This is a genomic window from Psychrobacter sp. AT9, from assembly GCF_047272965.1.
GTDB classification, from domain to species: domain Bacteria; phylum Pseudomonadota; class Gammaproteobacteria; order Pseudomonadales; family Moraxellaceae; genus Psychrobacter; species Psychrobacter glaciei.
Genome location: NZ_JBKOTW010000001.1, coordinates 600378 through 614672, shown reverse-complemented (window position 1 = coordinate 614672; position 14295 = coordinate 600378). Strand labels below are relative to the sequence as shown.

Genomic DNA, 14295 nt, shown 5'->3' with positions numbered 1-14295 from the left:
CATACTTTTATATGCAGGCATTATACCTACTTTTCAATCACTAGCTTTTCAAGCATTACACTGTATTATACAACATTGTCATTACAGTATTTTTTTGTGAATGCAATTGATTTAGAAATTGACAGCACTAAAAGGCAACACCTCAGTGTCACCCTTAAATTTTTATTTACCGTACCAATTTTTTATTGTTTTCAATATTCTATAATTTCGATATCGACATAAAGCGGTGTGTTAAAGTAGCAAAGCAAACATAAAAGGCTAAATAATAAATGGAGCTCATATCGAGAATTGAACTCGAGACCTCTCCCTTACCAAGGGAGTGCTCTACCGCTGAGCTATATGAGCATGCTTTTAACAACTACAGTAGCCAACCAGTGGGTTGCACTAAAAAAAATATCACGATACAGCAATAATATACTGACTGTCGTGATGAATGTTTAATAGTTTTTGCGATTGTGCCTATATGGAGCGGGTGGCGGGAATCGAACCCGCGTCATTAGCTTGGAAGGCTAAGGTGTTACCATTATACCACACCCGCATTTACTCTTCTGTAAGCTCACTCTAATAAAGAGTGATTATATATCGAGTATGCTTGGCGCTATGACAAACTTAGAAAATATGGTGGTGGGAGAAGGATTCGAACCTTCGAAGCTTTCGCGACAGATTTACAGTCTGTTGGGTTTGACCGCTCCCCAATCCCACCTTAGGTTGCTTTGAATAAAAATGGCTTTAATTCAAGACATATTCATAAAAAGCTACTTTGAGAGAGATGGTGCCGACTGCCGGGATCGAACTGGCGACCTACTGATTACAAGTCAGTTGCTCTACCAACTGAGCTAAGTCGGCTTGTTCTCTCAAAGTGGTGGCTATTCTATCAAATATTTGGACAGACGCAAGCTCTTTTTAATGTTTTTTCCAATTATTTTAATAATAATATTCAAGACATTGATTATATTGCTATTTTTTTCAGATAAAAATTCAAGCTTGATGGCTCTTTATGCTTGCGACTCTTATTTTTGCGATACAACTGACAATATCGCTAACGAATATACAATCCATTACAGGCCATTTTTACCGCTTTCACCAATATAAGTGCTTTTTTATTGGTTTCATCCCACTTCGCCTCTGGCACAGAGTCGGCATTGATCCCTGCCCCTGCTTGGATATGTATTTGGCCACGGCGCATCACTGCTGTTCGGATAGCGATAGCCGTATCCATATTCCCATTCCAGCCTAGATATCCTACTGAGCCACCAAACACTGTTCGACGCACCGGCTCTATTTTGTCAATGATTTGCATGGCACGAATTTTAGGTGCACCTGATAATGTACCAGCAGGAAAGGTAGCGCAAAACACATCTAGCGTATCTTTATCAGGCAGCACCTTGCCCTCAACATTGGACACAATATGCATGACTTGTGAATAACGCTCGATAGACATCTTTTCAGTGATTTTCACACTGCCATCTGTACAGACACGGCCAATATCCTCGCAGCTTAAATCAATGAACATTAAATGCTCGGCAGTCTCTTTTTCATCGTTGAGTAGCTCTTGCTCGAGTGCTAGGTCTTCTGCTTTATCTCGGCCACGCTTACGGGTACCAGCCAGTGGACGCACCGTCACTTTGCCGTTTTCGATACGTGACAGGCTTTCAGGAGAAGCGCCAATGATATCAAAACGCTTGTGATCATCAAGCGTATAGCCATGTACCAAAAATAAATAAGGTGATGGATTAAGGTATCGTAGCGCACGATAAACAGCCAGTGAGTCACCTGTATAATCTGCCGTCAAACGCTGTGATGCGACCACTTGCGTCACAGCGCCTTCTTCGATGTGAGCTTTTATCTTTTTGACGTCGCCAACATACTTTTCTACACTTGTCTGCGAGGTAAAAGCTGGAGTCGGCATAACTGGCGCAGATAAATTTGACGGCTCTGCCAACTTCTCTTCGATTTTTTCTAGCTCACGTATGGCCATGCTATAACCATCCTCAGCCTGACAATCAGCATAAACAATAATTGATAAAGTATTTTCTAAATTGTCAAAGACGATGACGCTCATCGAGAGCATCAGCCACATATCTGGCATTAACATCGGATTAGGCGCATCAGACAGGCCTACACTAGGCTCAATGACCCGCACCATGTCATAGCCAAAGTAACCCACCAAACCGCCACTGAAGCTCGGTAATGTGGGAATATCCTTAACTGTTGGCATCTGGTACTGAGCCATTAACTGACGAATATATTCAAATGGATTTTCTACTGACTCGGTGTCCGTATGATCGTTTTTTTTGGTCGTCATACTACCGTCGGCATACTGTACAATCAGATCACTGCCCAAGCCTATCATAGAGTATCGTGCCCAGCGCTCACCACCTACCACGGACTCAAACAGATAAGCAGAACCATTCAAATCACGTACTTTAGAGAATACCGACACGGGCGTTTGCGCATCCATCAAACGCTTTTTTACCAAAGGGGCATGACTAAAGCCTTGATTTTTGAAAGCTTGATATTCTACAAAGGTCATCATAGTAGCTGTCTCTTAACACGATATTGGCAAAAGGCCATAAACTTAAAAACAATCTTAAAAAGAGAATGAAAGTATAATCAAAATATAGCGTCAACACTCTCATGAACGTTGACGCTATAGAACGCTAGTTATAAGGATAAAGATGTTAGCCTTAACTCATCTCAGCATGACATGATGGACATGACAGAGCTTGGCTTATACACCGCCCATATTGAACAGCCATAGCGCTAAGCCAATGATAAGAATGACGGCAAACACCCATATAAACCAACCACCGCTGGGCTTCTTCTCTACGTATCCAGCATTGGCAGGGTTATCAACGGCTTGATCCATGGCATTATTACCTTTGGTACCGAGATCGTGAGCCTGTCCTAGATTGGCCGTACCTGAAAACTGAGCAGTTGCTGCTTGCTTAGCACGTAAGACATCCGGATCAGCCTCTTCCTGCAGTTCAGTTTTGGTGGTTTTGTCATGCTCTGCACTGTCTAATGCTGGTTGCTCGACAACAGACTGTTTGGCTAAAGGCTTTTCAGTAGCAACAGGCGTCTCAGTTATTGTTTCTTTAGGCATGACCTCTTTAGACATGGCATTCTCTTGCTCAGTAATGGGCGTCGGCTCGTCTACTGCGGCGGCGGCAACTGGAGTCGCTTGCACAGGTGTGGTATCCACAGTATCTTTGGCGGTCAAGACTTCTTCGATCATCGTTTCTTTAACGACTGGAGTAGCTGCCTCATTAGTCTTATCAACCTTGCTTTCGGTAATATCCGCTGGTTGAACAGGAGTGCTATCCGAGCTATTCACTGATGACAACACATCTGCAATGATGGTTTCTTTCACGATAGGCTCAACCTCTACAGGCGGCTCAGGATTCACTTCTGGTGTATCAGTAGCCATCTCTGGTTTGTCAGCAACAGTCGGTGCTACCTGCTCTTCTACGACGGGAGACGGACTAATCTCAGAGTCAATGGTTTTGGAAGCAACAGTTTCAGAATCAACACTGCTCGAATCGGCAACGCTAGACTCAGCATCATGGGTATTAGCATCATGGGTATTAACAGAATCTGATGCGAGAACTGGCGCAGCAGTAACATCAACGACAGGTTCGTGGTCGACTATCGGTTCTTTAGCGATGACTGGCTGCTCTACAGCTTCATTCACTACAGCTTCATTCACTACAGCTTCATTTACGACACTCAACGGCGTTACTGTGAAGGCAAAACTGGCAAAACCAAGCGTATCATTGGCCTCAAGGTGCTTAGACTTATTGCTATCAATACGTTGCTCATTAATAAACGTCCCGTTAGAGGAGTCCAGATCTTTGACGTACAGCTTACCGTTTAGTACGCTCAGTACCGCGTGATTGCGTGATACTTCCTTGCTGCCAAGTACCACGTCATTATCACTACCACGCCCCACAGACAAGCTGTCGCTTACAGTTAGTGCCAGATCACCCAGCGCTACTGTTAAGGCGTTGAGACGCCAAGTATCTGTAACTGTTGACTCTGTTGTCGCTGCTGTGTTTTCTATATCGCTCGTCATAACATCGCTCCTTAATTTATTATTAAATGTTCAATGGTTCTCTAAAGTTTATGACTCATATTATTTCGGAATAAAACGGTTATTTGGGCATAAAACGCGGCTTGATCACACCACCAAGCTTACTGTAAGGGATACTTAAGACTGGCATCCCATAAGCATAAGGCCCAATAGAATAATGTTGATAGCGAATATCGACGCCTTTATCCGTCAATGTGACGTTATCACTCAGGGTAAATGGCCAGTTTTTCTCATAGCTGCTCAAGTCATTATCGACCGTTTTTACCCACGTTTTATAAGCAGCGTAAGCTTGCGCCTCAAAACGTGATTTTTTGCCTGTCTGCAACATATCTGCCAGTTGGATTTGTTTTTTGCTGCTGGCATCGAATATTAAATACTCACTATAGGGCATGCCATGCGCGCCACCTGTAAACACATACGAGTTGATTTCAAACAACTCAAAATCACTCACATGCCCCAAATAATCAGGCGTGACCATCAAATTATACGACCCTGAACTGTCGTTTGGCATATCTATAAATTGTGAGCTTGCAAAGTCATCGATAGCTGCCTTGACAATGGCTGGCGTCGCTCTGGTATTAATAGATGCTGACTCGGTCGGTTTACTATTGACGACGAAATGATTGATACGGGCATTGGTAATACCGTTTATCCAATCATGATTGGTTTTGAGATACTTAATCTCGATCTCTGGACAATTCTGTCGTTCGGCACATTTCTCTTGCACATCGTTGGGCAACTCATAATCCAAATAATCGGTACTGCTAATGAGATTACCCGCATTAGCTGACATCGCCATTGCCCCAAATAGTAGGCCAGTCACTAACGTACCAACTCGGCGTAGACTGGTCCTTCTCAGTACTAACGACTGGTTGGCTTTTGGTGTGGCGCTACTAGATTGAGGTGTGACTGTCATAATTTTTTCCATAAAAAAACAATGGTTAATAATATAATGGTTAATAATATTCTACCGTAACTACTGTGATGTATTGTTGAAACACTGTTTGTGTTTTTGAGGTATTAATCTTTTGAAGTGCCAGTTTCAAAAGACTGGTTTCAAAGTGCCAGTGTCAAGGTGCTAGTTCCAAAGTATTGATGTATCGATGTTTATGAGAAGTAGCGATTTAATAATGGACTAAACGACAGGCAATAAAAAAGACACGGCTAGCGTGTCTTTTAAAAAATAGAAAATAGGTTTTGACCATTTACTCATACTTAAATAACAGATATTAATGCTCGCGAGTATTGCTAAAAGTCACTTCTGGATAACGATCTTGCATCAGCTGCAAGTTGACTCGCGATGGCGCAAGATAGGTCAGATAACCACCGCCATCGATTGATAACTGATCGTGGGCTTTTTTCTTAAACTTAGCCAAGGCCACATCATCATCGCAATGGATCCAACGTACCGTTGCAATCGATACTGGCTCAAAAATACATTGAACCTTGTATTCTTCTTTGAGACGATGCGCGACCACTTCAAACTGTAGCACACCCACCGCGCCCAAGATTAAATCATTGTTAATCTGCGGCATAAAGACCTGTGTAGCGCCCTCTTCACTTAACTGCTGTAGACCTTTTTGTAGAGCCTTGGACTTCAGAGGATCTTTTAGAACGACACGGCGAAACAATTCAGGCGCAAAATGAGGGATACCGGTAAAGTTTAGCTCTTCGCCTTCGGTAAAGCTATCACCAATAGAAATCGTCCCATGATTATGCAGACCAATAATATCACCCGGATAAGCCTCTTCTAGCGCTTCACGGTCACCGGCGAGAAAGGTCAGTGCATCCGCAATACGCACGTCTTTACCCAAGCGTACATGCTTCAGCTTCATGCCCTTTTCGTACTTACCTGAGCACACGCGTAAGAACGCAATGCGGTCACGATGACGCGGATCCATATTTGCCTGAATCTTAAAGACAAAACCTGTAAAGTCTGTCTCAGATGCTGAGACTTCACGCTCAGTAGTCGGATGGGCTTTTGGGGGCGGTGCATATTTCACAAGGGTATCGAGTACCATATTGACACCGAAGTTACCCAGCGCCGTACCGAACAATACTGGCGTCATCTCACCCGCTAAAAATGCCTCTTCGCTAAAGTCTTCTAGCGCCATTTGTACCAGTTCAAGCGACTCTTCAAAAGCATCAAACATCAGCTTCCCAAGACGCTCGCGTATGTCCGGATAATCATAACCGTCACGGGTTTCAGAAACCGTCATCTTGCCGCCATTACCTTTTTCGTAAAGGTAAGTCTTATTTTCGGTCAAATGATAGACGCCAACGAAATCCTGCCCCATACCAATCGGCCACGTCAACGGAATACATTTAATCTTAAGCACTGTTTCAATTTCACTCAGTAGCTCAAGCGGCTCGCGAATCTGACGATCTAGCTTGTTCACAAACGAGATAATCGGTGTGTCACGCATGCGGCAAACTTCCATCAATTTGATGGTTCGTTCCTCAACGCCTTTCGCACCGTCAACCATCATTAACGCGCTATCGACAGCGGTCAACGTACGATAAGTATCTTCACTAAAGTCGGCGTGACCCGGGGTGTCTAGTAGATTGACCATATGGTCTTGATAAGGGAACTGCATGACTGAAGTGGTGATAGAAATACCACGCTCCTGCTCCATACTCATCCAATCGGACGTGGCATGACGGTCAGTTTTTCGGCCTTTTACTTCGCCAACCACCTGAATCGCTTGACCCCATAGCAGCAGCTTTTCGGTCATGGTGGTCTTACCCGCATCAGGATGCGAGATAATGGCAAAGGTGCGGCGTTTGGCCACTTCTTTGTTCAATTTCTTTGGATCTACGCTCATAATTTTTGGCTTCAACCTTAACTTCAAAAAGGCTGTCTCTTAGACAGTAACTTTCTTTTGGGTATTAATTTCAATAAATAAAATAAATAATGGGCGTATTGTAGCGGATTTAGCGTGAGGGTGCAGAATTAGCGCATAAAAAAACACTCTCTAGATCGTTAAATAGAGAGTGTCAGTCATTTTTTGGAATTTAATAATAGCGCGTGATTTGCGCTGCCAAGAAGTCCCCTGCCACCTCATTGACTAGCGTACAGTCAACGACACCGCGCACACTGTTGGTATTCGGGTCAATGCGGCCTTGCGCCACATAATCGGCTTCATAAATATCATTATCATATTCAACACCATTGTATCGATAAGCAGGCTGGTTGTTAAACTCAAAAAACGTCACTTGCGCCGCTTTTTGGTCGTTGTCAAAACCCACCCCAAAGCGCGAGGTGCTAAAGTCTCTATCGTCGTTAAAACGTTCTTCGGCCGCGTCAATCCATCTGTTCAGCGTACTATAGCCCGTTTTATTACTGTCACTAAAAGCCAAAAATGAGCGCTCGCTAGTGACAACAGGAATATAACAAACCGAGCCAGCTGGGAACGTCACATTGGCTGGTATATCAGGATAGTTGTTCAAATCAGTAATGATGCCGCGGCTGTTGTCTATATTGTTGCCAGAACTATAACTACCAGCGTTCAAACCTGCTAAATCAAGGGTTTTATAGGTGGTCTCATAATTCAATTTATTGTTGCTGTTTGTCTCATAAATAGGACGTTTAACCGTGCGGCCATTGACTTCAATATCGTTATTTTCCAGTCTGCCTTCAAAATCATCTGCCAGCACGGTTCTGTCTAAGTTATTAAGACTTTGGTTGTTGTAACTGTTGACCAGATTTTTTATTTTTATTTCACGTCCACCAGTACGGTAGGTCTGTTCGATTCGCGCAATGGCGCTCGCGTTGGCTTGGTTGTCATAGCTATTAGAAAAGCTCGTCAGCGTAATCTTATTGCCGCCTGAACCGTAGACACCGTCATCGTCTTCGCCACATCCCACGAGTGCCATCGCGAGCAAGGATAAGGTCATAGGCAAAAATACTGTTGCTTTCATAATAAGGTGTCCTTACGGTTAGGATGTTTTGCACATCTCTGCTGATAATGTGGGTATGAAAACCATGTTACTAGTTTACATCAATGTCGCCATGACTTATATATTTAAAGCCATTAATTGTGTAGCAGGGCTTATTGGTGAATGTTAAAAATATTCTCATTATCCATGCAAATGCTCACTTACAAAGTCGTAGCATATAGTTACGACTGACCTATGGAGCTAGGCGCATAGTTTGTTATGCTTAATGGCTGATTGAATTTAATAATTATATAAATAAACCAATTACAAAGGATGTGTTATGAAAAATCTATATTCTACTCAAGCAACCGTCACTGGCGGTCGTTCTGGTAAGGCTAGTCTGCAAGATAGTGATTTGACCATTAATATGGTCGCACCGGGTTCAGGTAAAGACGGTAATAATCCAGAGCAATTATTTGCCATGGGTTATGCGGCTTGCTTCGATGGCGCACTTGCGGCAGTCAAAGGCGAAGAAAAAGCAAAATTTGACTCGACCACTCAAGTATCGGTAGATTTACGTAAAGGTGAAGGTCTAGACTTTCAATTGGCGGTGAAAATTCATGTGGCTGCTGAAAATACAGAGCTATCTGCCGATGAATTTCAACAGCTGGTCGAAAAAGCCAATAAAGTTTGCCCATACTCGAAAGCCACACACGGTAATATCGATAGCGAAGTGACGTCAGAAGTAAAATAATTCCTGATCAATGACAGTATCAGTAATAGATATAAAAGAGCCCAGTTAACGCTGGGTTCTTTTTTTTCTTAAATTTTGGTCAAAAAACAATAACGCTATAGTGGATTCACTTTAAAACAGATACAGTGCGACTGGGATGAATTTTTCGTAGCCTCTGTGATAGCAGCAAGCAAGGTAAATTGATATCAGCCATACCGTCGCGTTTTTAGAATGTTTTGACTATAGAACCTATCATAACTTTTAAGCAGTTCGGCACACGTCATTTTTATCGTTATAATAAGCACATATTTCTATCTAATAGCTGATAAGTGACCTTTATGACTGATCCTATGACCGACTCCATTACCGACAGTGACCACAATTCCCATCAAGCGATTGATCCTGCCGCTTTGCCAAACTTTGATACCATGCCCAATGTAGCGACCATGGACACCAGTCATGTGGACAGCAATCAGCCCCCTTTTATTTTGGTTGATGGCTCTTACTATCTGTTTCGCACTTATCATGCCTTACCAAAGACCATGCAAAACTCGCAAGGCCTGATAACCAATGCCATCCGTGGCACGCTCAATGCGTTACTCAAGCTTATGCGTCGTTATCATCCCACTCATATGGCGGTTTGCTTTGATACCAAGTCACCGACTTTTCGTCACCATATGTCTGCTGATTATAAAGCAGCTCGCCCGCCCATCGACATAGAGCTGGTAGAGCAGATTCCTTATATCCATCGCTTGGTAACCGCATTAGGTATTCCGCTGTTGCGCATCGAGGGCGCAGAAGCCGATGACATTATCGGGACACTGGCGCATCGTGCAGTCGAACAAGGCCATCACGTCGTCATCTCAACTGGCGATAAAGACATGATGCAGCTGGTTAATGACTGCGTCATATTAGAAGACAGCTTTACTGGCAAAGTCACGGACACTCAAGCGGTCGTAGACAAACTTGGTATCACGCCAAACCAAATGATTGATTTTTTAACATTGATGGGCGATGCCTCAGACGGTATCAAAGGCGTGCCTGGTATCGGTAAAAAAACAGCAAAAGACCTACTCGTTGAGTATGGCGATATCGGCAATATGTTAAAGCATATTGGTTTTATCAAAGGTCGCGGTGCCAAAGGTTTGATTGAACACGCTGACGATATTCCGTTTAATAGGAAGCTGGCTACTATCGTGACAGACTTAGCTATCGGTCAGGACTGGAACGATCTGAAAATCAATACCGATCCTTGTGCTCATATAGACGAATTACGCGAATTGTATAATGAGCTTGAGTTTAGAAACGAGCTAGCGTCTCTTGACCACCCAAATCACCCTGCCAATGGCTCGCAGAGTGTCGCTGACAGTCAAGCAGATGCTGAATCACAAGCACAAATCGCTAAGTCGCTACAATCAAGCAGTATTGAGAATATCCAAGATAGCGAATCGCATGATAGAGCATGGCATACTGTGCTCGACGAACCAGCTTTTGATAGTTTGATTGCGTTACTAAAAGCGGCTCCACATTTCGTTATAGATACCGAGACCACTAGCATCTATTGGCGTCAAGCTGAAATCGTCGGTCTCTCCTTTGCTGTGCAAGCACATGAAGCGTACTACATTCCGCTGACGCATAGTCTGGAAGGTGACGAGCTAACAACTAAACAGCTCGACCGTGATACCGTTTTGACACGCCTAAAGCCAATTTTGGAAAATTCAAATATCGGTAAAATCGGTCAACATTTAAAATACGATGCTCATATTCTCAGTCATTATGATATCGATTTGGTCGGTGCCATTCATGAACAACCCAATAATTGGGCCATGGATACCATGCTTGCCAGCTATGTGATTAACGCTGCCGCCACTCGTCACGGTATGGATGACTTGGCACGTCATTATCTACAAACGCAAACCATCAGCTATGAAGACGTCGCTGGCAAAGGCGCTAAGCAAGTTACGTTCGACCAAGTCGCCATCGATATCGCCAGTGACTACGCCTGTGAAGATGCCGATATTACTTATCAATTATTTGAGGTGTTTAGTGTCGAGATGGCGAACGATGCCAATAATGCCAAATTGCTACATGAGTTAGAGATTCCAACGGCAGAGATTCTGTGTCAAATGGAAGCAAATGGCATTTTAATTAAACGCCCCTTCTTAAACGAATTATCTAAGCGCTTCGATGAAGAAATTATCGCGCTTGAAAAACAGGCTTATGAAATCGCTGGCGAAGAATTTAACTTAGGCTCACCTAAGCAGCTCGGCGAAATGTTATTTGAGAAACTCGGCGTTCCGGGTGGCAAAAAGACCAAATCCGGTCAATACTCTACTGGTGAAGCCATACTATCGAAAATTGATCACCCATTGGTCGATATCACCTTAGAATATCGCGGACTATCTAAACTAAAGAGCACTTATACCGATGCGCTTGATAATGTCGCAGATAGCGAGACTGATCGTGTGCATACCAGCTATCATCAGGCATTGACCAGCACTGGTCGTTTATCTTCGACTGATCCCAATTTACAAAATATTCCTATTCGTACGGCAACTGGTCGCCTAATTCGCCAAGCCTTTATTGCTCCAGCAGGTCGCGTGATTCTCGCAGCCGATTATTCACAAATCGAATTGCGTCTCATGGCGCATTTTTCAGGTGATAAGAACTTAACTGACGCCTTTAACGAAGGGTTAGATATTCATGCTGCGACTGCCGCCGAAGTGCTTGGCAAAGATGTCGCAGATGTTACGCCAACTGAGCGCCGTAATGCCAAAGCCATCAATTTTGGACTACTGTATGGTATGAGTGCCTTTGGGCTTGCCAAGCAATTGCAAATGAGCCGTAATGAGGCGCAAGACTATATCGACATGTACTTTGATCGCTATCCGGGTGTCAAAAACTATATGATCAATACTCGTGCCAGTGCCCATGAGCAAGGCTATGTCGAGACGATATTAGGTCGTAAGCTTTACACGCCTGATATCACCCATAGCAACCGCATGGTCAAGCAAGGCGCTGAACGTGCGGCGATTAATGCGCCACTACAAGGCTCAGCGGCAGATCTAATTAAGCTTGCTATGATTGCCGTCGATAAGGTATTGCCAAAAGAGCAAGCTAAGATGCTGCTACAAGTCCATGATGAATTGGTGTTCGAAGTCGATTCCGATAAGGTCGATGAGATTAGCCAGTTGATTACCGATGCAATGCAAGATGTCTTAAGGACGACAGCCGTGGAAAAAGGCTGGAACGTCAACTTTGCAGTCCCGCTATTGGTCGAGACTGATAGTGGTCAAAACTGGGATGAGGCGCATTAATTACAGACTGTCACTCGCTTAGACCTGAGATAAGTGGTCTTTAGATGCTTAGAAAAAGTAAAAATTTCTAATAACCAAGACTACAATGAATGATTAACTATTATTCATATTAACAATCACTTATGACCAGTTGGTTATATTTTATAACGGTAATATCTCAGTATAGGCGTTATAATGGTGGCACATTAAATCATAATTATTCATTCATTATTTTTTGCTTTGAAGTGAGCCTTTGCGCTCACTTTTTTGTTTTTAAAAAATCGGGAGTCATTTATTTTGAGTTCAGATGGCATCATTGAAGCCCCTGGCATTATACTGTTGATAGCATGTTTATTGCGCAGCTCACAGTATGTTATACAGAGTCATGTCAGACAAATTAAGGCTTTTTGGTTGGCAACAGTGCTGGTTTTTGTCGCTGTTATTCGTCGAGAGTTGAACTATCTACCAGATTTACTGGTTCCCAGTGATTTTTCATTTCTCAATCAGTCTTATGACTGGTGGGAGGACGCAGCTCTTTTGACCCTGTACCTGACGAGTGTCGGTTTGCTGATTTACTCGAGGCGTTATCTTTGGGCAGTACTAAAAAATGTTGATGTGTCGCTCTATCTTGGCGTCGCCACATTGGCGATATTACAATATATGGGAGAGAACGCTATCGTGTTCCCTCACACTTTTGGTGGGATAGTTGAAGAGCTGGCTGAAACCCTTATTTATTTGATTGCCTTGCTATATTTATGGAAGTTTACACTAAACGACTTTGAATCCTGCCTGTTGCACAAGTTAAATGATGGATTGAGCCACGCCAATCACTAAAACTGTCAGTGCAGTGTTTATGGTCTATCAATGTTGCTTAAATATCTACGGCTACTCAATATGGGTAGCCGTTTTGCTTGCAGCGCTAATCTGAATAGCTTGTTCGATAGATTTATCGATAAAGGTATTGTTTTTAATCTGCGTATTTATTATTGCTCCGACTGTGCTTTGTTCACGAATCTCAGAACCAACACTGATAGGTAAGCGGACGTTTGCTGCGAACTTATTGCCCTTAATCAGCGTGCCGTCATCCTCTACGATAATCCCCTGCTCGACTTGCTCAAAACGGTTATTAATGATCTGATTGTCTTTAGCACTGTCTAAATGGTAGCTGGCAAATGGCGTTTGCTTAACCAAATAAGCACCGCATTCAAAACCTTTGAGATTGCGCGACTGTCTGGATGCCACCCACACACCAACTGGCTCATCTTCAAAAATATTGTTGGCGATAATATTGTCACGGCTCGATTCAGTACGTTTAAAATGATTGCCCCGCGTCGGGTCATCGGCGTGCTCAAAGCAATTGCGATATAACAATATACTGCCTGCGCCATTATGGATAAATTGATTGTTTTCGATACGATTGTTGCTCGATGAATCGACGGCGATAGCTTCACGATTGGGTTTAAACGTACGAAAACCATTCCCGACGAACACAGAGTTTTTAATCGCGTTATCGCGACTACCAAACTCTAAATAGAGCCCAACGGTGCCTGCGTTTTGGATATGCACTTTATCAAAAGTGATGTCATGCACATGATCGCCAACGAACATCCCACTATTGATACTATTGCGACTGCTGACATTAATGACGCGAATACTATTTGGAGCAAGGGCACGGTTGGCAGCAGGATGAATAAAGCCACGCGCGTAACGCTGATTGGGATTGCTATATTGGCGAATGTGCAGCGCATGACCGTAGCCCTCCACATGACAATTGGCCACTGCAATATTGTCGATAGCCACATCCGCTTCAGGCTTAATGGTAATAGCACTGGCCTTTGATGGGTCATCAGCCGTGGTACTAAGCAGTGCGCCTCGACAGTCGAGTGAGCTGTTTGAGTGGTTCAGCTCAAAGCGTATCGACTTGCCTGTCAAATCACAGCCGTTACTGAGTGCGCTATGACCTTTTACCGTCACTGTCTGCTTAGGTTTCAATGGTGCACAATTTATTATCGTCGTAGCTTTTGGTAGCTTGGCATCGATTATAAGCGGCGGCTGTACATGACTCGTTTCTCTCATACCCTCAGGATTAATAAAAGGCAAACGTTCGCAAGCTGTCATGCCTACCGTGACACCCATCAATGAGGCTGTTATTAACGAGAATGTGAGTAAACCCTTCTTGCTGGCTACCATTAAGCACCTCTTATTTATTGTCCGTCTTACATTTTTTGAACATCCTGTGACACCTTACTACTATCAGTAGCTATCATAACGCGTCACACTAACTTTGATAAATG

At 43.4% G+C, this 14295-nt stretch carries 9 protein-coding genes and 4 tRNA genes; 3 read left to right on the top strand and 10 right to left on the bottom strand.

The window, feature by feature from the left end:
* Positions 1-270: 270 nt before the first annotated feature.
* From ACMFL8_RS02545 to ACMFL8_RS02505, 9 genes are all read right to left on the bottom strand, one after another.
* A tRNA-Thr gene (locus ACMFL8_RS02545) sits at positions 271-345 on the bottom strand.
* 119 nt (positions 346-464) lie between these two features.
* Positions 465-538, bottom strand: a tRNA-Gly gene (locus ACMFL8_RS02540).
* An 81-nt stretch (positions 539-619) separates the two neighbouring features.
* A tRNA-Tyr gene (locus ACMFL8_RS02535) sits at positions 620-703 on the bottom strand.
* Between the two features lie 67 nt (positions 704-770).
* Positions 771-846: transfer RNA gene (locus ACMFL8_RS02530), tRNA-Thr, on the bottom strand.
* A gap of 193 nt (positions 847-1039) precedes the next feature.
* Positions 1040-2536, bottom strand: coding sequence for an anthranilate synthase component I family protein (locus ACMFL8_RS02525; protein WP_413190011.1), 1497 nt, complete (start codon positions 2534-2536; stop codon positions 1040-1042).
* Between the two features lie 195 nt (positions 2537-2731).
* A complete protein-coding gene (locus tag ACMFL8_RS02520; protein WP_413190010.1) occupies positions 2732-4075 on the bottom strand; it encodes an FHA domain-containing protein in 1344 nt (447 codons plus the stop codon).
* 79 nt (positions 4076-4154) lie between these two features.
* Positions 4155-5009, bottom strand: coding sequence for an RsiV family protein (locus ACMFL8_RS02515; RefSeq protein WP_201593269.1), 855 nt, complete (start codon positions 5007-5009; stop codon positions 4155-4157).
* A gap of 313 nt (positions 5010-5322) precedes the next feature.
* Entirely contained in the window at positions 5323-6918 is a 1596-nt protein-coding gene (locus ACMFL8_RS02510) for a peptide chain release factor 3 (RefSeq protein WP_010201724.1), read from the bottom strand.
* Positions 6919-7108: 190 nt separating this feature from the next.
* Complete coding sequence (locus tag ACMFL8_RS02505) at positions 7109-8014, bottom strand: hypothetical protein (RefSeq protein ID WP_413190009.1); 906 nt, start codon at positions 8012-8014, stop codon at positions 7109-7111.
* A gap of 298 nt (positions 8015-8312) precedes the next feature.
* On the opposite strand from ACMFL8_RS02505, the gene ACMFL8_RS02500 reads away from it, so the two are divergent.
* The 3 genes from ACMFL8_RS02500 to ACMFL8_RS02490 all read left to right on the top strand — a co-directional run bounded on the left by ACMFL8_RS02500 (position 8313) and on the right by ACMFL8_RS02490 (position 12835).
* Complete coding sequence (locus tag ACMFL8_RS02500) at positions 8313-8726, top strand: Ohr family peroxiredoxin (protein WP_413190008.1); 414 nt, start codon at positions 8313-8315, stop codon at positions 8724-8726.
* 317 nt (positions 8727-9043) lie between these two features.
* A complete protein-coding gene (gene polA, locus ACMFL8_RS02495; RefSeq protein ID WP_413190007.1) occupies positions 9044-12022 on the top strand; it encodes a DNA polymerase I in 2979 nt (992 codons plus the stop codon).
* A gap of 390 nt (positions 12023-12412) precedes the next feature.
* Positions 12413-12835 carry a hypothetical protein gene (locus tag ACMFL8_RS02490; RefSeq protein WP_413190006.1) on the top strand — a complete coding sequence of 141 codons (423 nt, stop codon included), beginning with the start codon at positions 12413-12415 and terminating at the stop codon, positions 12833-12835.
* Positions 12836-12886: 51 nt separating this feature from the next.
* On the opposite strand, the gene ACMFL8_RS02485 is transcribed toward ACMFL8_RS02490, so the two are convergent.
* Positions 12887-14191 carry a right-handed parallel beta-helix repeat-containing protein gene (locus ACMFL8_RS02485; protein ID WP_189582618.1) on the bottom strand — a complete coding sequence of 435 codons (1305 nt, stop codon included), beginning with the start codon at positions 14189-14191 and terminating at the stop codon, positions 12887-12889.
* Positions 14192-14295: the final 104 nt, after the last annotated feature.